Source organism: Streptomyces sp. NPDC031049, assembly GCF_055571015.1.
In genome coordinates this window covers 212597-236479 of the sequence record NZ_JBVIGC010000004.1, presented here as the reverse complement: position 1 = coordinate 236479, position 23883 = coordinate 212597, and the positions used below count along the sequence as shown (strand labels likewise).

The 23883-nt window shown below is 69.7% G+C and carries 13 protein-coding genes; 4 read left to right on the top strand and 9 right to left on the bottom strand.

Going from position 1 to position 23883, the window contains the following annotated elements; translation table 11 throughout:
- Positions 1-13: 13 nt before the first annotated feature.
- On the bottom strand, positions 14-574 hold the full coding sequence (locus ACZ45Q_RS08770) for a DinB family protein (protein ID WP_468256949.1): 561 nt from the start codon (positions 572-574) through the stop codon (positions 14-16).
- A gap of 309 nt (positions 575-883) precedes the next feature.
- Here ACZ45Q_RS08770 and ACZ45Q_RS08765 point away from each other — a divergent pair, with 309 nt between their 5' ends.
- Both ACZ45Q_RS08765 and ACZ45Q_RS08760 read left to right on the top strand, forming a co-directional pair.
- Complete coding sequence (locus ACZ45Q_RS08765; protein ID WP_468256946.1) at positions 884-1930, top strand: ATP-binding cassette domain-containing protein; 1047 nt, start codon at positions 884-886, stop codon at positions 1928-1930.
- Positions 1927-2754, top strand: a complete 828-nt coding sequence (locus ACZ45Q_RS08760) for an ABC transporter permease (RefSeq protein ID WP_468256944.1) — start codon at positions 1927-1929, stop codon at positions 2752-2754. The genes ACZ45Q_RS08765 and ACZ45Q_RS08760 overlap by 4 nt, the downstream gene beginning before the upstream one ends.
- Here the strand turns inward: ACZ45Q_RS08760 and ACZ45Q_RS08755 are convergent.
- Together ACZ45Q_RS08755 and ACZ45Q_RS08750 are read right to left on the bottom strand one after the other, a co-directional pair.
- On the bottom strand, positions 2732-5884 hold the full coding sequence (locus tag ACZ45Q_RS08755; protein ID WP_468256941.1) for an ATP-binding protein: 3153 nt from the start codon (positions 5882-5884) through the stop codon (positions 2732-2734). The genes ACZ45Q_RS08760 and ACZ45Q_RS08755 overlap by 23 nt on opposite strands.
- Before the next feature lie 735 nt (positions 5885-6619).
- Complete coding sequence (locus tag ACZ45Q_RS08750; protein ID WP_468256938.1) at positions 6620-6844, bottom strand: hypothetical protein; 225 nt, start codon at positions 6842-6844, stop codon at positions 6620-6622.
- A 268-nt stretch (positions 6845-7112) separates the two neighbouring features.
- Here ACZ45Q_RS08750 and ACZ45Q_RS08745 point away from each other — a divergent pair, with 268 nt between their 5' ends.
- Positions 7113-8258, top strand: a complete 1146-nt coding sequence (locus ACZ45Q_RS08745) for a hypothetical protein (RefSeq protein WP_468256936.1) — start codon at positions 7113-7115, stop codon at positions 8256-8258.
- A gap of 760 nt (positions 8259-9018) precedes the next feature.
- Here the strand turns inward: ACZ45Q_RS08745 and ACZ45Q_RS08740 are convergent.
- The 5 genes from ACZ45Q_RS08740 to ACZ45Q_RS08720 all read right to left on the bottom strand — a co-directional run bounded on the left by ACZ45Q_RS08740 (position 9019) and on the right by ACZ45Q_RS08720 (position 19613).
- Positions 9019-10983: a hypothetical protein gene (locus ACZ45Q_RS08740; protein WP_468256933.1), complete on the bottom strand. Its 1965-nt coding sequence runs from the start codon at positions 10981-10983 to the stop codon at positions 9019-9021.
- 179 nt (positions 10984-11162) lie between these two features.
- Positions 11163-12434 (bottom strand): TIGR02679 family protein, encoded by a 1272-nt coding sequence (locus tag ACZ45Q_RS08735; protein WP_468256931.1) that lies wholly within the window; start codon positions 12432-12434, stop codon positions 11163-11165.
- Positions 12431-16669 (bottom strand): TIGR02680 family protein, encoded by a 4239-nt coding sequence (locus tag ACZ45Q_RS08730; RefSeq protein WP_468256929.1) that lies wholly within the window; start codon positions 16667-16669, stop codon positions 12431-12433. The genes ACZ45Q_RS08735 and ACZ45Q_RS08730 overlap by 4 nt, the downstream gene beginning before the upstream one ends.
- On the bottom strand, positions 16666-17991 hold the full coding sequence (locus ACZ45Q_RS08725; RefSeq protein WP_468256927.1) for a TIGR02678 family protein: 1326 nt from the start codon (positions 17989-17991) through the stop codon (positions 16666-16668). The genes ACZ45Q_RS08730 and ACZ45Q_RS08725 overlap by 4 nt, the downstream gene beginning before the upstream one ends.
- On the bottom strand, positions 17988-19613 hold the full coding sequence (locus ACZ45Q_RS08720) for a TIGR02677 family protein (RefSeq protein ID WP_468256924.1): 1626 nt from the start codon (positions 19611-19613) through the stop codon (positions 17988-17990). The genes ACZ45Q_RS08725 and ACZ45Q_RS08720 overlap by 4 nt, the downstream gene beginning before the upstream one ends.
- Positions 19614-20098: 485 nt before the next feature.
- Here ACZ45Q_RS08720 and ACZ45Q_RS08715 point away from each other — a divergent pair, with 485 nt between their 5' ends.
- On the top strand, positions 20099-20611 hold the full coding sequence (locus tag ACZ45Q_RS08715) for a DUF4365 domain-containing protein (protein WP_468256921.1): 513 nt from the start codon (positions 20099-20101) through the stop codon (positions 20609-20611).
- Positions 20612-21621: 1010 nt separating this feature from the next.
- Here ACZ45Q_RS08715 and ACZ45Q_RS08710 read toward each other — a convergent pair.
- Positions 21622-23187 carry an nSTAND3 domain-containing NTPase gene (locus ACZ45Q_RS08710; protein ID WP_468256918.1) on the bottom strand — a complete coding sequence of 522 codons (1566 nt, stop codon included), beginning with the start codon at positions 23185-23187 and terminating at the stop codon, positions 21622-21624.
- Positions 23188-23883: the final 696 nt, after the last annotated feature.

Here is a 23883-nt window from a genome sequence, read left to right as displayed (position 1 = left end):
CCCCGTGCTCCGCTCACTGCCCGACGCGCCCGTCCACACACTCCCGCAGCAGATCGGCGTGCCCGCAGTGACGGGCGTACTCCTCGATCCGGTGCACCAGCAGCTCCCGCACCGAGGTTCCGTCCTTCGGCAGGCGCTCACCCAGATCCCGGTACTCGGCCAGCGCCGCGTCGGTGGCCGCCTGCTCCCGCTCCAGATCGGCGTACGCGGCGTCGACCACGGCCTGTTCACCGACCGCGCCGTGGAAGTCGCCGTCCGGTTCGCCGTACAGCTTGGGCAGCGGATCACCGTCCCCCAGCCAGCCGCGCCAGTCCCGCTCCACCTCGGCGAGATGCCGTATCAGGCCGAGCAGGGACATGGTCGACGGCGGTACGGACCGCCGCGCCAGCTGCTCAGGGGTCAGGCCCTCGCACTTCATCCGCAGCGTCATGCGGTAGCCGGTCAGGAAGTCCTGCAACGTCGCCGGCTCACCGTCGGGACCCGGCCCTTCGGAGTTCCGGGGGTCCTTGTCCGGGTCGGTCCACATGTCGGGGTAGACGGTCGCCTCGGTCCATCGTGCTGGTCGCTCGGTCATGGGTCACATGGTCGGCCCCCGGCCCCCTGCACCGCCACCGAGTTTGCCCGCCGGTCCCAGCGACCCGGAGCCCCGGCCTTGCCCCGCGGCCCGGAGCCCCCCCGGCGGTCCGGAGCCTCCCGGCGGTCCGGAGCCTCCCGGCGGTCCGGAGCCTCCCGGCGGTCCGGAGCCTCCCGGCGGTCCGGAGCCTCCCGGCGGTCCGGAGCCTCCCGCGGCCCGAAGCCCCGGTTTCAGCGGCCGGAGCCCCGCCGGGCGGACTGAAACCGCCTTGAAGCCGTACTGAACCCCCCGGGCCGCAAGCTTCGGGGCATGACGACGACGGAACACGAACTCGCGATCGCGGCCACCGGGCTGCGCAAGTCCTACGGGGACAAGACCGTCCTCGACGGCATCGACCTCCACGTCCCCGCCGGCACGATCTTCTCCCTGCTCGGACCGAACGGCGCGGGCAAGACCACGGTGGTCAACATCCTGTCCACCCTGATCTCCGCCGACGCCGGGCAGGCGAGGATCGCCGGGCACGACCTCACCGCCGAGGCCCAGCGGGTACGGGCCGCCATCGGGGTCACCGGCCAGTTCTCCGCCGTGGACGGACTGATCACCGGCGAGGAGAACATGCTCCTGATGGCCGACCTCAACCACCTCACCCGTGCCGAGGGCCGGCGGGTGACCGCCGAACTGCTGGAACGCTTCGACCTGGTCGACGCCGCGAAGCGGCCCGCGTCCACGTACTCCGGCGGCATGAAGCGCCGCCTCGACATCGCCATGACCCTGGTCGGCGACCCGCGGATCATCTTCCTCGACGAACCGACCACCGGCCTCGACCCGCGCTCCCGCCACACCATGTGGCAGATCATCCGCGAACTGGTCTCCGGCGGCACCACCGTCTTCCTCACCACCCAGTACCTGGAGGAGGCCGACCAGCTCGCCGACCGCATCGCGGTGCTCCACGGCGGCCGGTTCGTCGCCGAGGGCAGCGCCGGGGAACTCAAGCGGCTCGTCCCCGGCGGCCATGTGCGGCTGCGCTTCGCCGACCCGGTCGCCTACGAACGGGCGGCGACCGCACTGCGCGAGACCACCCGCGACGACGAGGCGCTGGTCCTCCAGATCCCCAGCGACGGAAGCCAGCGCGAGCTGCGCGCCATCCTCGACTGGCTCGACTCCGCCGGCATCGAGGCCGACGAGCTGTCCGTGCACACCCCGGACCTGGACGACGTGTTCTTCGCCCTGACCGGCAACCCCGCCCCCGACCCCGGCCCTGTCCCCGACCCCGGCACCACCCCTGCCCCCGGCTCCATCCCCGCCCCGCGCACCGCGCCCGCATCCGCCCCCACCGGCAAGGAGACCCTCCGATGAGCGCCACCCACCTTCGGCCCCGTACCGCCGGGACCCGGCAGGCCCACCCCCTCCGCGACAACCTCACCATGCTGCGGCGCAACCTCCTGCACGCCCGCCGATACCCCTCCCTGACCCTGAACCTCCTGCTCACCCCGGTCATCCTGCTGCTGCTCTTCGTCTACGTCTTCGGTGACGTGATGAGCGCCGGCATCAGCGGCGGCCCCGCCGACCGCGGCGACTACATCGCCTACCTCGTGCCCGGCATCCTGCTCATGACGATCGGCGGCACCGCGCTCGGCACGGCGGTGTCCGTGGCCACCGACATGACCGAGGGCATCATCGCCCGGTTCCGCACCATGGCGATCTCCCGGGCCTCCGTGCTGATCGGCCATGTGATCGGCAGCGTGATCCAGACGCTGATGGCGCTGGCGCTGGTCCTCGGCATCGGCGTGGCGATCGGCTTCCGTCCCGACGCGACGCTCGTGGAGTGGATCGCGGCGGCCGGGCTGCTGGCGCTGTTCAGCCTCGGACTGGTGTGGATCGCCGTCGGCATCGGCCTGGTGAGCCCCAACGCCGAGGGGGCCAGCAACCTGGGCATGCCGCTGATGGTGCTGCCCCTGCTGGGCAGCGCGTTCGTGCCGGTGGACCTGATGCCGGGCTGGTTCCGCTGGTTCGCCGAGTACCAGCCGTTCTCCCCGGCTATCGAGACCCTGCGCGGGCTGCTGACGGGCAGCGGCATCGGCACCGCGAACGCCGTGCTGGCCCTCGCCTGGCCCGCCGGCCTGACCCTGCTGGGCTACCTCTGGTCCAGGGCCCGGTTCACCCGCGAGCCGCGCCGGTGACCTCCCGCAGGGCGGTGACCTCACGCAGGGCCGTGGCCCACAGCGCCTCCCGCCCCAGGGCGGCGTACGCCGACAGCGCCTCGGCGTACGCCGCCCGGTCGGCGTTCTCCGCGTACCGCCGGCAACGCGCCGCGGACAGGGTCGGGTACTCCCGTACCACGGGCATGCGCGAGGACAGCGCCACGAGCCGTACGGCCGACCGGTCGCCCGCGGCCAGACCGGCGAGCCCCAGCGCGAGCACGACCGTGCCGTACGCGGGCAGTTCCACCGGCGACGAACCCTCGCCCGGTACGGCGGACAGCATCCCGAGCAGCCGTTCCCGCAACTGCCCGGCCAGGCCCGCGACCGGCTCCGGCCGGCCGTGCTGGGCGTGCGCCGCCAGGGCGGCCGACTGCACCTGGAGCGCCCACATGTCCACGAACGGATCACCGGCGCGCGGCGCGCTGTCGGCCCGGATCCGTTCCACCGCCCGGCGCCACAGCCCGAGCCCGATCTCGGTCAGGCCCCGGGCCAGCGCGATCTCCGCGCGGGCCGGCAGCTCGGGGGTGTAGGCCTCGGGCTGCTGGTCCAGGACGGCCAGTCCCAGCCAGTACTCGGCCTCCTCCAGCTCCCCGCGTTGCAGACAGGCGAGCACCAGCCCCCAGCGGACGCCGATGAGGTCCGCCGAGTCCCCGCCGGCGGCGAGGGCGTCCAGCGACGCGCGCAGATGCGTGTAGGCCTCGTCGCCGCGCTCGGCCTGGAGGCACAGATCGCTGATCCGCCCGTGCGCGAGCAGCCGCATGGCCGGGTTGCCCAGCGGTTCCAGGGCGTCGAGCATGCGGCGGGCGCACTCCAGGGCGCGTTCCGTCTCGTGCCGGGAGTGCCACACGTAGCTGGCGACGCCCGACGCGACGCCCGCGAGCACGGGCTCGTCGGAGTCGCACAGCTCCGTCAGCCGCGTGAACCGCGGCGGGCGTATCTCCGGCACGGCACTCAGGACGACGGCCACGGCCCGGACCACGGTGTCCGGCGGGGCGGGCGGCAGCCGGCGCAGCGTCACGAGCTGGCGTACGGCGTGCAGGCCGTGGCCCATGAAGAGGCTGGCCGCGCACACCGTGGCCGCGCTCCGGGCGGCCTCCACGTCCTCGGGCCCGGGGCGGAAGTGGGACAGCGGCCCGCCGGTCTCGGCGGCCAGCGAGGCGAGCCGGGCGTAGTGGGAGTCGGTGGCCCACAGGCAGGCCAGCACGGCGGTGACGGCCGCGGTGGTGGGCCCGTCGTCGCGGGCCAGGGCGTACCGCAGCGCGAGGACGAGGTTGTCCTGTTCGGCGCGGACCCGGTTCCAGGAGGGCAGCGGTTCGCCGCGGAACAGCACGTCGTGGTGGGCCCGGCCGAAGTCCCGCGCCCAGGCGAGGAACCGGTCGGTCACCCCCTCGTCCTCGCCGGCCTCGGCCCGGCGGGCGGCGCTGAACTCCCGCAGCGTCTCCAGCATGTGGAAGCGCACCCCGGCGGGACCGTCCCCGACCTTGATCAGGGACTGGTCGGCCAACTGCTCCAGCAGCCCCAGCGTGTCCCCGCTCCCGCCGAGCACCCGCTCCGCCGCGTCCTCGCAGAAGCCCCCGGGGAACACCGACAGCGCGCGCAGCGCCGCCCTGCCGTCGCTCTCCAGCAGGTTCCAGCTCCACTCGACCACGGCCTTGAGGGTCCGGTGCCGTTCGGGCGCGTCGCGGGCACCACCGCGCAGCAGCGCGAAACGGTCCTGCAACCGGCGCGCGATGTCGGCCACGGAGAGCGCGCGCACCCGGGCCGCGGCCAGTTCCACGGCCAGCGGCAGCCCGTCCAGATGGCGGCAGATCTCGGCGACCTGCGCGGCGGGCAGCTCCACGCCGGGTCTGGCGGCCCGCGCCCGCTGCTCGAACAGCTCCACCGAGGTCTGAAGCGACAGCTCGGGCAGGGCGTACACGGACTCCGAGGACAGCCCCAGCGGCGCCCGGCTGGTGGCCAGCACCCGCAGCTCCTTCGACCGCGACACCAGCTCCCGTACGAGATCGGCCGCGCCGGCGATCACATGCTCGCAGTTGTCCAGCACCAGCAGCGCCGGCCCCGCCCCCAGCGCGGCGACGACGCCGCTCACCGGATCGGCGCCGCCGGCGAACTGCCGTCCGTCCCCGGCACCGACGGCCGAGGCGACCTCGCCGGCCACGTCGGCGTCGGCGGTGACACCGGTCAGGGTGACGAAGTGGACCACGGGCTGTTCGGCCGCCCGGCTCACCGCGTGGGACAGCCGGGTCTTGCCCAGTCCGCCGGGTCCCATGACGGTCACCACCCGGGCGTCGCGCAGCAGCCCCGCGACGGCGTCGATGTCGGCGTCCCGCCCCAGCAGCGGGTTCGGCTCGTAGGGCACGCCGTGCCGCACCGGCGGCGCGTCCGCCGCGAGCAACTCCTGGTGCAGCGACCGCAGGCCGGGCCCCGGGTCGCTCCCCAGCTCCTCCCGCAGCCGGCGGCGGTAACCGTCGTACCGGATCAGCGCGGCGGCCCGCCCGGCGGTGCCGGCCTCGCAGCGCAGCAGCTCCGCCAGCACCTCCTCGTCCCGCGGCAGTGCCCGGGCCAGCTCCACCAGCGGCGCCAGGGCCTCCTCCCGCCGGCCCGTCCGCGCGAGCGCGAGCGCCCGCAACCGCACCAGCGACCGGAACGCCTTCACCCGGTCGGCGCGCAGCGCGACGACCGGATCGTGCAGTTCCTCTCCCGCCGCGGCCCCCAGGCTCCCGTCCCACAGCGCCAGCCCCGCCTCGGCCCGCGCCAGCGCACCCGGGTGGTCCCCGGCCCGCGCCCGCTCCCGGCACGCGGCCTCGAACAGCAGCAGCGCGGAACTGTCGACCTGCTCCTCACCCAACGCCAGCCGGTACCCGGTCGGCGTGCTGACGACCACCCCGGCCCCCACCTGCGCCCGCAACCGCGACACGAGCACCTGCACGGCCTTCCCCGGCCGCTCCGGCAACTCCTCCTCCGCCCACAGCCCCTCCACCAGCCGCCCGGTACTGCACCCACCGCGCAGATCCCCGGCCAACAACGCCAGCAGCCCCCGCAACCGGGGCGCGGTGATCTCCCGCCCACGACAGGCGACACGGGACAGCAGAGTCAACTCGGTGGTCACGCGTGAAGGGTAGCCAGGGGGCGTGGTGAGGGGGGCGGCGTAGACGGGGACGGGACGAGGAAGGGGACGGATGAGGACGGGGACGGGACGGGGACGGGACGGGGACGGGCTCCGGGACCCGTGGGCCCCGTGGGGTGGGCCCCGTGGACCCCCGCCCGTGTCCTACCACCGCAACCCCCGCACAGCGTTGTTGGTTGGACGGCATGACCAGCAAGGTTCTGGCCCGTGTGCTGCCGGCCTCGCAGCGCCGCTCGCTGGACGAACTGACCGAGGACCTGGCTGACGGCCGACACCGCGGCCACGCTGCTGCTCAACGCGTGGAGCGGCCGGACCAAGGACGCGGAGGAGCAATGGCTCGCCGACTCCCCGGGCGCCTCCGTCACCGGCGTCGACGCCCGATCCCGGACGCTGCACATCCACGTCCTGATCCCCGGAGACCTCCCTCCGCTGAAGTCCCTCCTCACCCGCCTCGAGGGCCGCGTCCCCGACGGCATCCCCATCGTGGTGGACACCACCCACGGCCGCCACGTGAACGCGGGAACGGTCGGCGACTGAACCCCACCCACCGCACGACCCCGACCCGCCGACGTTCCCCGAGCGACCGCCGCCCACCGCTCGCCCCTCGCTCCCACCGTCCCCGCCCCTCACGGAACCACCACCCGCCGAGCCCGGGGCAGGCGGAACCCGCCGGTCCCTCGCGCCCGGCGGGCCCCGTGATGCCGCGGCTCGGCGAGGTCACCTACGGATGTGCACCGTGACCTGCCATCCAGCGGAGGCGGTGGCGATCGCGATGCCGAGCGGCACGCTGACCGTCAGGCCGATCACCGCGCCTGCGGCGACACACAGAGTGGAGAACCCGATCTGCACCCAGGCAAGCGCGCTACCGCCGCTTGCTGCGGCCTCCGCAACCGGGCGGTCGTGCCGTTGACCCTGTGCTGGGGTACGTTCGACAGTGCTCAATGGAGAAGCTCCTCTTCTGAGAACCGCCGACACCAGGGCCCCCTCGCTGCCAGGCCCGGCTGCCCTGGCGTCGGCGTAACCATCCACGGCAGGAGACGGGTTGGGCTTCGCCTCCTGTGTTCTCCTCCAGGTTCGCCTCCAACTTGCGCTGCAACGGGTAAAGTTGGGGACGGATTGATCCTCATGAGCGTCAAGTTGACATTGAAGAAGCAGATGCAGCTAGGCAGACACGAGGATCAATCCGTAGCGTTCATTGAGGAGAGGGAAGTTGCCACCGAGGGACGGGAAGGTCGAGGTTCGGCTGGCGCGGCTGCGTGAGCTGCGGCGCGGCCGTGAGCTGGCGGCCGTCATGACCGCGGCTCGCCGCCTCTGGCAGGAAGGCCTTCAGCCGGCCGAGATCCGCGTGAGGCGTTCTTACCTCCGGAACACCAAGATCAAGCCGGTGGAGGACGAGCGGAAGCCTCTGCCGATGGAGGAGCGCCCACTCGCGGCGCGCATGATCACGCCCAAGGGGGTCGCCCTCAAGCTGCACCTGATGATGTTGTTCGCCGCCCAGTGCTCCGCCAAGCCCGGCAGGGCGTGGAAGAACCCGTACCCGGTGGAGCCGACGCCACAGAGCGACCAGTCATGGGTGGGCCTGATCGCCACCGTCGCCAGATACCGCGGTCCTGGCATCCAGGGCGCTTCGGTCGCCACGAACAAACGGCGACAAGTAACCCAGGGGCTCAAGAAACTGGAAGGGCTCAACCTCGTACGCCCTACCAAGGGCCCTGGCCGGGGACGGCAGGGCTTCGACCTGTTGCACGAAAACGGGAAGAGCACACCGGCGGCCGGCGTGCTCTACACGGTGCCGGCCGACGCCGAGGCCTTCGTGGGCGTTCCACGGGAGTTCTTCACCGAGGGATGGGTGCATGTCCTGACGAACAGCGAGATCGCAGCCCTGCTGATGTGGCTCGACGCCCTGAAGCACGACCACATGAGCACGTCCGACCCGTCGCTGTCCGTCACGAGGGTCACGAGCGCGGTGCGTCAGGGGGCCTACGGGCTGGGGCGGGAGGCCTACGAGACTCATCAGCAGCTCGACGCCTTCCAGCTGCTCGACGTGCTGCGACCTGAGAAGCGTTACGACGACGGAAGATGGCAGGGGTACTCCCAGGACAACAGCGACCTGGCCTGCCACCGCGTCGCGCTGAACCCGGGCGGGTTCAGCCGCAACGCCGGCGAGGTGGTTCAAGAAGTGCTGCAACGCCGGGACGCCCTGGGAACCTGGTCGCGTCCTCCGAACGCGAACCGCCGCTACTTGACGATCACGCTGCACCACCCCGAGCGTGACCCGAACGACGCCGGTGCGACGCGACGAAGTGATCTCGACCTTGAGCGCAAGTACGGGCTGGTCGTCGACAGCATCGAGTAGCCCTCGCCGCTGTACCGAACGGGCATCACTGGTCTGCGCCCTCGCTCTCCGCGCGGCTGCGCCGATAGCTGGCAGCGGCTGGGATGATCCAACACGGCGGGACAGCTGCGCTGATCACCCCGGACCACGGCTGTGGCGCATTGTGCTGAGCAATGACATTCAAGGCGATCAGAACCGCCCCCCAGCCAATCACCGGAGCGGTCAGCTCCAGGCCGGCCAGCGACCAGGTGCTGGTGCAGGGGCTTCCGTCCTACGTGGCGCACAACGCTGACGAACATCCCGAACCCCCGTTGCCCCTTACAGTGTCCTGGCGGGACCGTACCGGCGAGGACCACTGTGCCGGCAGAGGTCGTCGGCCCGTGATCCAGACCGGTGCGGTGGTCTGGACGGCATCTTTAAGCGGGCGCCATGGCGACAGTGACGCAGGTGGATACGCACAACACAACAGGTGAGGCACCTACGGAAATCCGTAGGTGCCTCACCTGTTGCTGCACTGTCGGGGTGGCGGGATTTGAACCCACGACCTCTTCGTCCCGAACGAGGTTCGGTGGGGGCTGCCACCGGCCGGATTGCTGTTTGGCCTGGTCAGAGCGTTGGGGTGGGGTGGTCTCGGGTGGCCTCGAAGGGGGTTGGGGAGCGGGTTGGCTCCCAGATGGCTCCCGAGGAGTTAGTCACCCGGACCCCACCATTGATGCCCACCACTTGGTGGGGCGCTCGGGATTCATCTCTACGAGGCTGAGACTGATCGACATGGCTGCCGTCATCGTACCGGCGGAGGCGTCGGCCATGCGGTCCCTTCCACTGCCGCGTCCAGGAGGTCGCCGAGCCGATGCCAGGCGCCCGGGCCGGCGTGGGACATGGGGCTCGCTGCGAACTGTTGCCACGCCGCGTCGCTATCTCCGAGCATCTCGGTTACGTAGGCGGCGACTGCGGGATGAGTGGTGTCGTAGCGCTGGCCGCGGGCCTTTAGTGCCGACCAGGCGGGCAGCAGCCGGAGCAGCCCCGTAGGGCACTCTGGCCGGGCCAGCATGATCTCGACCCAGCTTCGGCGCAGGTCGGGTCCTCCGCCAAGGCGCCTGCGCAGGTGCAGCGTGAGGTCAAGCAGTGCCTGCTGCGGGGCGGAGTGGCGAGTCAGTACGTCGTCGAAGGTGAGGGACTTTCGATAGGAGCGGGCGGCGAAGGAAAGCAGGGCCTCCTCGACGAGCGTGTCGTTGCCCGTGTGCCGGTCCAGGTAGGCGACGAGAACGTCCTCGTCGGCGTCTGCGAGTTTCTTGAATCCGACGTCTTGCGGGGCGCCGAGGGAAGCCGTGCGTCGACCAGGCAGGGCGGGGGCGGGATCGGTGACGAGCGGCATAATGGTGTTGATCTGTTCCTTGGTCCGCTGACTCTGCTCCCATGCGGAATGGCTGGGGGAATAGCCGTGCGTGCGGGACCAGGCCGACAGGGCCCGCCTGCTCTCCTGCACCACGAGACGTGCTTTCTGCCGCGCCTCATCAGGGATTTCGGGGAGGTGCAGGAGCATTGCCTGCAGCCAGCAGAGGTCGCGCACGGTCGGGTAGCGCGAATCGGTGTCGGGTTCCCAGAGGCGCAGGGCAGTGAGGGAGATGGCGGCGAACCGGGTGCCAAGGGCGGCGAGGAGGTCTTGGGGCGCCAGCCATTCCCGGGGGCGGCCGAAATGCTGAGCCTCGCCGGGGTTGAGGAGAAACCGCCAGGTTTGCTTGCCTGCCCGCTCCACCCAGGCGACAGCGGAGCGGCAGGCCATGGACTGGAGGTACCCCGACTGCATTTCCTCGTCGAGGAATCGCTCTACGTAATCCCGTTCCTCCTGCGACGAAGCCGACAGTTCGTCGGCGTAGCGCTCCCGCGCCTGCACAGGTGTCAGCCCGTCCCGGCAGGACCGGGAAATCCGAGTCACGAGGACCGCGCGCGCGAAGGAGTCCAGGTCGCGCGTGGCGACTTCCTCCAACAAGGCGGGTTCCACGAGCCACGGCAAGGAGCCGAGAAGGTGCTCTCGCACCACGCGATCGGCGGCGGGGCGCTGCGCGGACCAGGTCAGCAGGCGTCGGTGATGCCTAGCCTGCGCACGGAGGACACCGGTCCACAAGCTGTCCCAAGCGTCGGATGCGGCACGGTGGCGCTCCAACCACACCTCGACGTCCTCCTCGCCGTCATGCGCGGCAGGCCCGCAGGGTAGGCAGTCGAGAGCTGCGACGAACACGTCCTCGTGCAGGTCGCTCTCACCGAGAACGACCTGGGCGGGCGTCGGAGCCTTCAGCAGCTCGGGGCCGATGGTCACACCTGTTGGCGAGCGGCGGTGGAGCTCGGCAACTACGGCGCGGATGAGCGCTGCACCCCCCGCTTTCCTGCCGAGCACAGCGAGTTGCGCATCAGTGCACTCCTGCAAGTACTGCGCCCGGTGCTCGTCCGAGCAGGCCGCGTGGGACAGGGCGACACGGGTCAACTGCATGTGATCGGTCGTCGTATACGGTCGCGGTTCGCGCTTCAGATCGCTGTCAACCGCCATGGTCAACAGCCACTCGGGTGCGGATGGTGCGAGTGGTCCCGTGAGCAGTGCCATGAGCAGGCTGTCCCGGACCTGGCCATCCGGGGCCGTACGTATCGCCTCGACAGCCATGCGCGTGGGCGGGGAGTCACCGGATGCCTGCGCGACGACGGTACGCAGGAAATCGAAAGGGAGTGATGTAGATGGTTCCGCCTCGGCCATCGGGCTCCATTCTCAAACACCGTGCCCTCACCTTCGGTCGGACCCATCCGGGCACGGTGGTGTACCAGGTGTGAACGTCAATCATGCCGAAAGGGACTGACAGCGTGGGCGGTTACGGACACGCTGCCGCGACAGAACTCCTAAGAACCCTCCGGGTGGATCGGTCGGGGATGTCGTCTCTATGCCTGGCGCGACAGGTCGTCCACCAAGAGATCGAGCGTGACCTCCTCATGGAGCGCGACCCCGAGAGCGGTCATGGCAGGGGCGAGGTCCGGGTCCCAGACCGCGTTGACGGGCTGGCCGTCGAGCGGCAACTGAGGGATCCCCTCCGCCTGGCTTCGAGCGGCCAGGTGCTCGTAGTCCTCGGCGCCCATGCGCCATGGCCGGGCCCCGTAGCGGCGGATGATCCGGTTCGCGAGGGCGATGCCCGGCCAGTCGAAATCGCCGTGGTACGCGAAGCTGCAGCCGGTGGCGGCGAGAGCGTCGAGGAGTGTGAGGACCACGGTGGCCGCGCTGCCGGACGTACACACCAAGGGTCGGACGCAGGCAGCGTCCGCCGCAGCCTCCACCACGCGCGGGTTCTCACAGATGTGGATCACTGTTCCGGCACACAGTTGCAGCTGCAGGCCGTGCAGATCGCGCGGCGTAAGGTGGGCTTCGGCGTGGTGGTCGGTCCGCTCCCGCAGGGCCCGCTCTCGCCAGCCCCCGCCGACAGGCCGCAGCCCGTACGTCAGCACTGTGCTGGAGACCTCGTCCGGTGTGACGGAAACCAGACGCCACAGTGCGCGTCGGCCGGCCGCGTCGCCGGGGAACTCGGTGCCGTGGGCAAGGGCGATGCCGCGTTGGACGAGGCGTGCGAGCCAGGTGCCGTCGTCCAGGCCGTGTGCGGACCCGGTCGCCAGGGCGGCGAGTTCTCCTCGGCCTCGGGTGCCACCCCGTTCCGGGCCGAGCAGTACGGTGAGGACCTGCACGGCCTGCTGAAGCGTGCGTACCGCCGTTTCGGGTGTCACTCCTCTCGGTACGCCAGTGCGGCGCAGCAGGTCGTACCACTGCCCGGTCCAGTTCTGTCCGGCGAGCGGAGAGGCGTCCAGCGCCGAGGCGAGCGACGACCAGACGTGCTCGCGCCGTGCCGCGATACCCGCGCGGACGGCACGGCGGTCGGTGAGTGGAGGGCCGAGCGCCTCCAAGACGTTCCTGAGCCCGAGTCCGGCAGCCGAGGCGCGCAGCCGCGTGTCGAGCGCATCGAGGCGCACAGTCACGGCAGTACCCGTGACGGGTTTGCCCAGCAGGAGCGACAGGTCGTTGCGTTCCTGGGTGCTCACCGAGGTCAGCCGGAGGGAGCCGGTGGCCTGCACGCCGTTGCTTTCCAGGCGTTTGCGTACGGCTTGCCAGAACCTGGTCAGCCCGGGACCGGCCAGCCAGTCCCGTGTCGCCGCGGGCAGCTTGCTCATACGGACACCAGACGCCGGTGCCGGCCGTTCCAGGTGTAGTGCAGGGTGGCCACCCCGCGCACATGGGGATCGCGGAGGCACTCGTAGATGTGGAGGGACGGCACCTCCGGCCAGTTGCCCATGAGCCGTTCGCTGGTGAGGACGAAGTCGAGATCGAGATCGACGAGGATGCGTCCCAGCCTCCCGTGGGTGGGTTCGTCGACCTTGGCGAAGGCGTCGTCCAGGAGGATCAGCCGCGGGGCGTGGGGTGCCGACTCGGCGAGGCTGGTGAAGTGGGCGGCGGCTGCGGCGAAGAGCACGAGGTAGGAGAGCACGCGCTGCTCGCCCTGGCTGAGCCCGGTGCGGCCGGTCAGTTTCCGCCGCCGTCCCGGAGCGGCGTCCTCGACCACGAAGGTGTGGAAGCGGAACCAGCTGCGGTAGTCGAGAGCGGTCCGCAGGTGGGTGGCGTAACCGGCTGAGGGATCGGCCCGCCGGGCGTCCTCGATCCGGCGTTGCAGCACCTCGCGGAGCTGCTCGGTCTGCTCACGCGTGCGCAGGCTCGACGGACTGCGCAGCAGGTCCACGGCCGCCCGCACGTCCGCGTCGACGTCCTCGTCCAGCTTCCACAGCAGTTCCACGCCGAGACCGTGTGAGGTGCGTACGGTGCGCAGGGTGTCGTTGAGTGCCGCGACCAGGTTGGCCGCGGTGATGACCTGGGCCGAGAGATGGTCGCCGAGCTCGCCGGTCAGGAACCGCTGGAACACCTCGCGTTCGCGTTCGGTGAGCCGTCCCCGGGCCTCCGCTGCCTGGACGGCGATCCGCTCGCCCACGGCCGCGACGTCGTGGGAGCCGTGGTCGTCGATCAGGCGGCATACCTTGATGCCGTCGCGTTCGTCCAGTTGCGCGTCGTAACCGCCGGCCAGCTGGTCGCGCAGGTCGGTGTGCCGGTTAAGCAGGGTGTTGTCCGACACCTCGGCCTTCGGGCGGCCGAGGGCCTGCTGTACCGCGTCGGCCAGCGCCTGTAGCGCACGCAGACGGCTGCGGACGTCCGAGCCGGGGTCGTCCGCCACGTCCTCGGGCAGTGCGGACCGGTCCAGCCCGGCGCCGTGCACCACCTCCGGCCGGCCGAGTGCGCCGCGAAGGGCGCCGCCGGTCGCGATGACCGCCGTCTCCTGCGCGGTCAGGGCCTCGCGCAGGCGCTTCTCCTCCTCTTCCGCGCGCACGCGCCGGTCGTGCAGATCGTTCCGGAAACGTTGTGCCGCCGGGACGGCCTGGGCGGCGTGCGCGATGCGCTGTCTCGTTTCCTGCTCGCGGGCGAGGATCTCTTCTTCGGTCGCCCCGATGGCCTCCTCGCGGGTGCGCAGGTCCTGTTGTGCGGTACGCAGCCCGGTGAGGCGGAGCCGGTAGTTCTCCTCCGCGGCCAGGCGTTCTTCACGGGCGTGTTCGTATCGCTCGGCATCGGTGTGATGGGTGCCGAGCCGCTCGCCCGTGCTGCCGATCGCTCGGCGAAGATGCCCGATGCCGGTGAGAAGGGCGGCCAGCGCGGTGCGTACGCGTTCCAGCTCGGCGGGGTCGCTGCGCAGGTCATAAGCGGTGGCGGTGGCGTCCGCCTCGGTGCGTGCGGCTACGGCGAGGGTGCGGGCCTCCTCGGCCAGCCGCGCCGCGCTGGTGGCCTTGGCGGTCAGGTCACGCAGCGTCCTCTCGTCCGACTCGGCTCTGCTCCAGGCGTCGGCGAGACCGCGTGCCCGGGGGAAGTCCTGTTCCGCGAACCTGAGAGCCCGGCGCCGGGCGTCGGCCTCAGTGAGTTCGTGACGGGCGTCGGTCAGCCGCTGCTCCGTCTGCGTGAGCTGCTCCTCCAGCTCGGCCAGGATGCGCCGCCGGGTCTCGGCGCGTACGGCGGCTCCCACGTACTCGGCGTCGCTCTTGTGGTGCCGGCCGCTGAGGATGCCCAGACGCCAGCTTCCGTCATAGTGCACCGCATCATGAGCGGTCGTTTCCTCGGCCGGTGCGAGCGCGATGGTGGCCAGCAGGTGTTCCACCTGCTCGGACGTGACCCCGCACCCCGGTTGTGGTGCCGGGCGCAGGGCCGAGGCGAGGGTCGGCCCGTCCGGCGCCGCGGAACCGGGACGCAGCAGAGTGTCACGGGTGCCGGAATTGACAAGGGCGCCGTCCGCGCCGACCCACGCGTCCAGGATTCCGCCGGCTTCCAGCGCTGCTTCCAGACCCGCCCGGTACGCGGGGCTCAGCCCGTCCACGAAGTCCACCAGCCGGTAGAACGGCGCCCCGGTGCCCGGTGTCCTTTCGGCAACGCGGTGGTGGGGGACCGGCGGCTCGGGATCAGTACGTCGCTCCCAGTCACGCTTCTGACTCGCCAGACGACCGAGTTCCTCGTCGAGCCGGCCGACGGTGAGGGCCAGGGCATCGCGGCGTCCGGTGAGTTCCTCGCCGTACGGCTCCAGTGCGGCATGGGCGGCCTGCCACGCCTGGCCGTCGATGTCGGGCGGGAGCGTCCGGTCCGCGAACGGGGCATCGGCGGTGCTCTCGCAGGTGACCACTGCGTGGACGGCGTCCAGCGGCGGGCAGCTGGACCCGAGGGCGGCCCGCGTGCGAGTGACCCACTCGGCGACCCGGCGGGCATAGGCACCGCTCTCCTCGGCGACCTTCTCGCGGCCGGCGTCGAGACGGCCCGCGGCCTCTTCCGCCTCGCTCTCCAGCCGTTCCCGCTCGGTGTCGGCCTGCTCCGCCCGGCTTCGGGCCTTCTCGGCCTGCGCGGTGAGGTGCGTCACCTCCTGGACCATCCGCGTCCGGTTCTTCACGACTGTCTCGGCGTCCTCCAGCTGCCCCTGCCAGGACAGCAGTCCGTCCTGCACCGCCGCCGTGTCCACACGGACGACCGACCGGTGCTGCACGATGTGCCTCTCCCCGTCCGGAGCGGTCAGCTCCGTCTCGCCGGCCTGGGAGCAGACCGTGCGGGGCAGGGCGACTGCCTCGCCGAGATGGCCGGTGGGAAGCCCTGCCTTCTCCGCCTGCGTCAGCAGTTCCTTGCGTTCGGTGCTCAGTTCGGCGAGTCGGCCGCCGAGGTGTGCGGCACCGTCGGCCAGCCGCTCGGCCGCGCCGTCCTCTGCGCTGTGTGCGTTGCCGAGGGCGGTGAAGGCGGCCACTGCGGCGGTGTGCAGTGCCTCGACCGTGGTGCGGCGTTCCGACAGTTCGCGCAGGCTGCGGTAGGCGTGGCCGGCGTGCAGGGCGGCGAGGTCGGTCCGGGCGGCTTCTTCCTCGTCGCGCAGGGTCTCCAGCCGGGCTTCCGCCTCCTCCTCCTGCGTCCTCAGCTCGCTGGTCCGTTGTGCGGCGTCTCCGGCCGCCCGGCGTCGCTGCGCGAGGACCTCCAGCTCCCCACTCACCGCCTGCGCGCGGGAGCGCAGGACTCCGGACAGGTATCCGCGGTAACTGATGAGGAAGGTACGCAGCGCCGTATCGGTGCGCTCCAGGCGGCCGAGTTCGTCGCGTACGGCGTCGAGGTCGTGGAGGTTGCGCGCGACCTTCTCGACCACGTCCTCGTCGAGCCCCGGCAGGGTCTCGCTCAGCAGGGAGGCGAGTCCTCCGTGCTCGATGCGGTCCCCGACAGTGGGCCGCCGCAGCCGGTGGAGGAGCTGGGTGAGGTTGCGGTAGCGGGTCGCGTCGGTGATGCCGAACAGTTCCCGAGCCACCCGCGAGCGGTGGACGACCGCGCGGTCGGTGACGTTGTCGGAGCCGACGATCTCCTTGAGCCGGTCGACCGGCAGGGGCCTTCCGCTCTCGACCAGGTGCAGGTCCTCACCGACGCGCAGCGGCGTGACGAAGAACGTCGGCAGCGCCTTCTGCGTCGACTTCGAGGCGCGGATGGCGGCGCCGAGGGTGAGGTGGCGATGGTCGCCGCCGTCGGTCGTGCCCCGGAACTCCACCCACAGGTAGCCGAGACGGTTGGTCTGCTCGAACCCGTCCAGCATCAGCCAGGCGAGAGTGGTCCGGCCGGTGCCCGTCGCGTCCAGCGCCCGTGAGTCGCCGTCCAGCAGATATGGGAGCAGCATTTCCAGGGCCTTGGACTTGCCCGCGCCGTTCTTGCCGCGCAGGAGCAGCCGTCCGTCGCCGAAGGCGAACTCCTGCTCGTCGTACTGCCACACGTTCTGAATGCCTGCCCGGTGCAGCCGGAAGCGGGTGCCGGCGGTCGTCGTGGGGCCGGAACGCGGCAGCGGGACGAGGCCACGCGCATCGGTGGTCACAACGGCAACTCCTCTTGAACATCCGTGCCCTTGCCGGCTGCGGTGGCCGGGCGCACGGTCACGTGGGTGGCGTAGCGCGCCGCCGCGGCCAGCAGTACCCAGCCGTCACCGCCGGGACGTACCCCGCGGACATCGGTCACGGTGCGCCCCTCCGGTGCCTCATCGGCGTACCCCTCCGGCAGGCCATAGCCCTCGGCACGCAGATGGCCGGTCCGGGCCATCAGCCGCATGCGGGCAAGCAGGTCCAGTACGGCCTCCCGCAGGGCGCGGATGTCTTCCAGGTAGTCACGCTGCCAGTTGCTGCGCTGTCCGTACTCGGCGACCAGTTCGGCCAGCAACTCGTCCACCAGGCCGTCCGGAACAGCCACGCCGATGACGAGCATCCCTCCGGTCGCCGGGTGCCCGGGTTCCTGCGGCCGAAGGCGCTCCACGAGCCGTTCCACCAGCAGGAGCGCGGCCTGCGCGACCGTCCCGGTGCCGGGCAGGTGCAGATCCGTCAGCTCGTCCTCTGGATCCACCAGCGCCACTCCCTCGGCGCGGATCTCCATCTCCAGGCCCAGAAGTTCGGAGAACGCCTGCGCTTCGCGGCGCTGCCGGGTGCGCAACCAGTCGCGTTCGGCGTCGGTCAGCTCGTCCAGGTAGACGACGGGTGTCTCGACGAGCATCCGGCGCACATAGGTGCGAGGACCGCCGAACCCCGGGTCCGCTGCCCGCCGGACCAGGTCGGCGCCATCACGGGCCTGGGCGAGCGGGCCGGCTACGACGACTCGGGCCAGCTCGCGGTCCACTGTGATCAGAGCCTCTCCGCCCGCATCCTGTGCGAGAGCGGCCACATGGCCCTCGGTCTCGATGAGGACGCCCCACTCGACCAGCAGGCGCAGAGCTGCTACCAAGGTCCGTTTCCCGGCCGCCCTGCCTGTCTCGTCCAGCTCGATCTCGGCGTCGGCTGCGGCGGCCCTGATGTCGGCGACCAGCTGTGACAGCAGCAGTTGTTCGGGTGCGGTCACCAGCACGGACAGGGTCAGCGCGAGGCAGGCGTACGTGTGCGGGGTGAAGGGGGTGCCGGTGGAGCGTTCCAGTCGGTGTCCCGCGCCTGCTCCCAGCCCCGCCTTGAAGAGCCGGGCGTAGGAGCTGTCGACCAGCAGGCGGTAGCCGAGCACCTGCTGGAACCGTTTGCCCAGCCAGTCGGCGTGCCTACGGATCAGCGGGAAGAGGTCGGCGTGCGGGCCGTCCGAGGTGACCAGCGGATGTGCGAGCAGCAGCCGGGCGGCGCTGCGGCGCTCGGCGGCCAGGGCCACGTCGTGTGTCGAAGGGAGGCTCATGACACGCTCACCTCCGCATCGCCGTCGGCCGTGTCGGAGGAGGTGCGGCCGACGTCCAGCTCAAGGTCGTCCAGCAGCAGGTCGCCGTCGACCGAGTGCAGGACGCACCGGGCGCCCGCCGTGCGTCGCACGGTGAGCCGAACGCCCAGCTCGGCGTCCTCGCTGTGGGCCTGGTCGAGGTCGAATTCCGTCGCGCCCGCCCCTTCCGTGCCGGCGCGACGCCTCAGCTGCACGTTCCCGAGTGCGGTGGCCAGCAGCTCCAGGAGCAGACCGAGCGCAGCCGAGGTGAGGCGCACCTCGGCGAACCGGCCTGATGCGCTACGCAGTTCGTCCGCCGCCGCTGCCCTGGCGGCCGCCCGCTCACGGGCTTCATCCCGCAGCCGCCGCTTCTGCGCGGAGTGGTCCTCCACCGCGGACGTCCGGCCCCGCTGGGCGCGGCTGCCCCTTTCCCGCAGGGCCACCGGCACCTCGACCACCGGCCCGGTCCACCAGCTCGTGTAGGCAGGCACCACCTCGTCGGTGGCCGGGGGTATGCCCAGATGACGCGCGCCGTACAGCCCGAAGGCGGCGACGGCGATGTCGTGCGCGTCCTGCGGCGCCGCTTCCTCGAACCACCGGGCCAGCCGCAGCAGGTCCTTGCGCCGGGACATCTCCCCGGTGGCCGACCGCAGCATCCGCTTGGCGTTGGCGAGCAGCGACTGCAACGCACGCAGCGTGGCATCCCGCAGTTGATCGACCTGGCTGCCCTGCCCGTCGGTGTCGTTGAACCAGCCGCGCAGGCCCTCCCAGTCCGTGAGCTCGCGCCCACGGCTGCGCTGCACCCGCGTCTCCAGTCGGCCGTCGCCCTGCGCGGACAGCCCGGTGAGGCCCTGCGCATGGGCGTCCAGCCGGGCGAGCAGACCCGGGACGTACGGCCACAGCGTGTCCAGTGCTGCCGAGATCCGAGGCGCGCGGAACGCCACGTCTTCAGTGATCGCCTCGACGTAGTCCAGGAGCAGCTCCTTGAAGCCCTGGTACTCGGCGCTGTCCAGGTCGTACCGGGCCAGGACCTGGCCGAGGTAGGCATAGAAGTCCCGGATGGAATCCGCGAACTCGGTGAACTGCACGAACAGCGTGCTGACCCGCTCCAGCCCGTCCTGCGGTTGGATGCCGCCGGGCGCGGTCACGAGCTCGGCCAGCTCCTTGAGCCCGTGCTCGACCAGGGCGAGCAGCTCGTTGCTCACCTCGCGGGCGGCGTCCGCCTCGGCCAGGACACCGTCGGCGTCCCGCTGGATGCGTTCGCCCAACTTCGACAACTGGTAGCGAGCACGGGACCGCTGGTACTCGCTGATGCTGGACGCTTTCACGGTGTGGCTGCTGCGCAGTAGGTTGCCCCACTTCACCAGCTGTTCGAGCCGGACGGTGAGGGTGCCGGCGTCGAGCCCGGCGGAAGGGCCCCCGGCTTGGCGCAGCTTCGCCAGGACGTCCGGGACGGCCAGGTCCGCCAGCAGAGTCCCGCAGAAGACCCGCATGATCGCCAGGTGCTCCAGCCGCTCGGGGGCGCTGAGGTAGGTGTAGGCGTCCAGCCGTCGCCGTGCCTCCTCATCGGCGTCCTGACCTGCACCGGATGCTGATGCCTCCATGTCTGTGAGGTTACGCGGCGCAGCCGGGCGTCGCCGGTGAGTGGCCGAAAATGTCACGGACGTGTGCCAGGCCCCCGTGAACGAGTCCTTCGGCTTCAGGCGTGAGCGGTAGTGAGGGGCCCGCTACCCCAGGGGCGCATACGAGGGCTGCTGACGCCGACTCGCCGGCCTTAAGGTTATGGACATCCTCTTGTCGCTCGCACGTCTGATCGGGCAGCGGCAGTTTTGATCACTTGCGATCACCTCGATGGGAAGACCGGGCCGGGCATGTAGCGTGTGGTGTCCAGCCGTTGGGCTTGGAACCGATCCTTAGGCGAGCCGCTCTCGGCCCAGTGAGTTGTAAGCCCGTTCGGCGAGTTGGACCCCGAAGGGGGCTGGGAGGGCACGGTGCGGCTTGATGGAGCGCGAGGCCGCTGGCGCATGTGGTGTCGCCTGAGGTGATCCACAACAGCGCGGGGGATGACTCCCTGCTCACGGGGTTGCCCATGAGCGCATCCCTCGAGGAGATCAGCCGGCACCGCCTGGGAATGGTCGTAGCAGGCGCCAAATTCCACCTGTGTAACCCCACGCTCGACTATGACGCGATCGACACCATCATCGCCTCGTCCCAGGAGTACGAGGAGTGGTACGCGCCCTCGATCAAGGTACAGCTGAAGTGCAGCGCCAGCCGCAACGTTACTCGGCTGCTGCGGAACGGGACGATCTCGTTCTCGCTTGACCGGGCCTCCTACACGAAGCTGAGCAACCCCAAGCGTCACACGCCGACCTTGCTCGTGGTGCTGATTCTTCCCCAGGCATCCGATCCGGCGGAGTATGTCCAACAGACGGAGGACGGGCTGACCTCGCCCGGTCCGCTTCTGTTCTCCGACCCGAGTGGGTGGCGGCCCCTGCCGCCGGGGCAGAAGTCTGGGACGGTGACACTTCGGCCGATGGACTTGCTCAGCCCTGCCAGGCTGCAGGACCTCATGAAGACATTCGGAGATGGAGGTGACTGGTGAACGGATCGACGCGTGACCGCTTCCGTGCCCTTGTTCCGGCCGTCACCCCTCCTGCGGTTGCACGGTTCATGGCCGGACAAGGTTGGGAACTCGAGAAGCGGCGGGAGGGCGTAAGGGAGATCTGGCGCTATCCGTCGGATGAGAGTCCCGGATATCGATACCGAGTCATGCTGCCTCTGGCCGAGGACTACGAAGACTATGAAGAGCGCTTCGGGGACACGCTGATCGCGCTGGGGCGAATTTATGACCTTGATCCCTGGGGCCTCCTAGAGAGTATTGAAACTCCAGGTTTTGACCTTATCTCCGTTCAGTTGAACAAGGGGGACGGAGATTCGGATGTCACCTTCATTCAGGCGAAATCTGTTATAGATGGCTTCCATGGACTGCTGGAAAACGCTGCTATCCGTGCCCGAAATCCGAATAGTTCCGGTGGCGGTCGTCGAGCGAAGCAGGTAACTCGCTATCTGAGCGATAGTGTTAATTTTTCGCGATTCACCTCGGAAGAGTCGATTTCGCTCATGGTTATGTCGCAGCTGAACGTTGACCGGCTCAAGGTGGTATCTGGCGACACCGAAGGTGTCCCGTACGCTCGGCAAGTGGTCAGAACGCTGATGCGTGATCTTGCTTCCATGCAGACTATGACCGGGAACCTTCAGAGCGGGTTGCCCGTTTCTTCGGGTCTCCGTGGGGCAACCGTAGGTGCGGCTTTGGCGAAGAGCCTGGCGAGCATGATTGATTCGCTGGAACTCCGGTCTATCGACTTCTCGTTCCAGTTGGCTGCCGGTTATGAAGATGTCGGAGATCGCGACGTCACGCTCACTTTCCAGCGGGGTGATCTAGAGCGCATCCCCGACCTAGAGCAAGTGCTCTCAACTGCCCGGAGGCGATGGCAGTCCGCCAACCTGGTGGCAGCGAACTTGCGGTCGCTTGAAATCGAAATGCCGGAAGAAACGGAAGAGCTTACTCTTAACGGTCCCGTTCTGGGAGTATTTCGCGATTTCGGCGACATTTCAAACGTTCACGCTGGCGGAGTCATGGTGATGTCGATTGGCCTTGGAGGGAGTGAGGGAACAGTTCATGTGCGACTGAATGAACACGAGTACGCGTACGCCATCGAGGCTCACCGAAGGAACATTGCCGTCACGGTCAGAGGAAGGCTGGTTCGTGCAGGAAATGTAGTTGAGTTGCGCGGAGACTCGGTGCTGGACGTCGAGGAGCTGACGTGAAGCTTGGACTAGGAAAGGATCTCCTTTTCTCTCGGTGGCATGAGTGTCCTCCCATGGGAAGGGCGCCAGGGCCCTGCGAAACGTCCGGCCGTCCGCCGCCCGACCCATCTCCTTGCGGTACCAGCCCCAGGACTCCTCCAGGTCCTCTAGACCGGCGGACCCGAAGGTGAACAGCACCTCCAGCAAGTGGACAGCCTCGTCCGTCAGCTCGTTTTCAACGATGCGTTCCCATACGCGGCGCGGGTCGTCCAGGTTCTCGAGCATCGCCGCGGCGATGTCCTGGCCCCGGCGCGCGGACAGCCGGAGGGTCTCCTCGATAAGGCGAGGGTTGAAATTCTTGTGTCGGACCACCGGACGCCACACTTCCGGATTGGCAAACCGGCGTTTGTCGTCCGGCGGCAGAGACGAGTGGTGGACGTGGTTGTAGAGGATCTGGCCCCGTACCCGTACATCCAGGTCGGTCAGCCGGATCACACTGACCGCCTCCGACACGTCCGGCGCCGAGAGCCGGTCGTGTCGGAGACGGGCGTGCTCCAGCAGGTAGTCGCGGGTCGTCATTACCAGGGCCTTGCCGGGCGTCTCCTGGATCTCCCGGATCACCGACAGCAGGCGATTGTCCTCGTTCTTATTCAACGACGCATCCAGAGTTGTACGCCCCAGGAAGTCGTCATACAGGAACACCTGCTGGGTGCCGTCGCGCCACACAGTGCCGATTTCTTCGACGTCCTGGGAGATCTCGTGCACCTCGTAGCCGTTGCTCATCAGCCAGGCCACGAGCATCAGTGCCACCGTCGTCTTGCCCACCCCGGGGATGCCGGCGGTGACACAGACCTGCTGAGTGTCCAGAAGCTGCTTGGCTCTTTCGAAGCCCTCGTGCGGGACGAAGGTGTCGGCGATGCTCTGCAACCGCTTCTGAAGCCACGACGACCGCAGGTACTTGCCGTGGTTCAGCACGGTCTGGAGGACTGCGGTGCTGCTCAGCCAGAGCCGAAAGTGCCGCCGGACCAGGTCCGGTCGGCGCAGCAGCTCGGCGACGATCTCATCCACGCCGTACAGGTCGCCGGTGTCGCGCACGTATGGGGCGAAGGCACCGCAGAGCTCTTCTTTGCCGCCGACGGTTAACCCGACCGTTGTGGCGACGATGTAACGGTCGGGTGCCAGCGCGCGGACCTTAGGCAGTTCATCCTTGATCAGGCGCCTGATCAGCGTTACCTGGGTCGCGTGCGGCCAGTGTTTGCACTGGACAATGGTCGTCCCCGAGGGACCGGTGTGCCGCAGGTCGATGCCACGGTCCCGGCCGCGAGGAAAGATCTCCAGCGGGATTACCGAGGACATCGCTGAACAGGTCACGGCAGACCACCTCGAAGTCATGGTCCGTCAATCGCCCCAACTCGAAAGAGTCCATGCCGTTGTCACCCCGTGAATACCGCCACCGGCCTCCATTCTCTCTGCAGCGATCCGAGTGCTGGCCAGCGGGGCAGGTTTTCCTCCAGATCCACTCCGGGGCCATGTTTGAAGGAAGCGGTCAGCAGTCGAGTAGGCCCCGGAGTGCCCTCAGCGGCAGGCGAGCTTCCCGAACGGCGGCCTCGCCCTCGAATCGGACGCCTTCGGCCACGAGGACATCCACGGGTATGCCCGTGCGTGTCGGGTTGGTCCATCGGAAGCCGGCACTGACGCCCCCGTAGCGGTGAGGGCCCGCCAGGTGTTGGGGCCTCGGCTGAAGGTGGCCAGGCGGGTGCCGACCGGAACGGCGTGGCTGCCTATAACGGTCGTCACGTCGCTGTGCGTCGTCCACCATCCGAATGGGAGGCACCCAGCAGGGTGTGGAGGCTCGTCCAGTCCTTGCGGGGGCCGCTGAGCTTCTTGGCCAGGTCCCGCGAGGTTCTTCGACCCGAGCCGGTGGCGGCTCCTGCACCCCCTTCGTGCTCGTCATATTGGAAGTAGCAACTAGATACGGTAATTTGACGCTCCGTTAGTAAGTCGCAGGTTGGGGGACCGCGGCTGGCCGAGGGGGAGGACCAGGTCATGGCTTGTCCGCGTCCAGTG

Bases quoted from the DNA above. Each gene is read 5' to 3' on its own strand.
- ACZ45Q_RS08765 (WP_468256946.1), top strand. From the start codon at position 884: ATGACGACGACGGAACACGAACTCGCGATCGCGGCCACCGGGCTGCGC.
- ACZ45Q_RS08725 (WP_468256927.1), bottom strand. From the start codon at position 17,991: ATGAGCCTCCCTTCGACACACGACGTGGCCCTGGCCGCCGAGCGCCGC.
- ACZ45Q_RS08720 (WP_468256924.1), bottom strand. From the start codon at position 19,613: ATGGAGGCATCAGCATCCGGTGCAGGTCAGGACGCCGATGAGGAGGCA.
- ACZ45Q_RS08770 (WP_468256949.1), bottom strand. From the start codon at position 574: ATGACCGAGCGACCAGCACGATGGACCGAGGCGACCGTCTACCCCGAC.
- ACZ45Q_RS08735 (WP_468256931.1), bottom strand. From the start codon at position 12,434: ATGAGCAAGCTGCCCGCGGCGACACGGGACTGGCTGGCCGGTCCCGGG.
- ACZ45Q_RS08740 (WP_468256933.1), bottom strand. From the start codon at position 10,983: ATGGCCGAGGCGGAACCATCTACATCACTCCCTTTCGATTTCCTGCGT.
- ACZ45Q_RS08715 (WP_468256921.1), top strand. From the start codon at position 20,099: ATGAGCGCATCCCTCGAGGAGATCAGCCGGCACCGCCTGGGAATGGTC.
- ACZ45Q_RS08760 (WP_468256944.1), top strand. From the start codon at position 1,927: ATGAGCGCCACCCACCTTCGGCCCCGTACCGCCGGGACCCGGCAGGCC.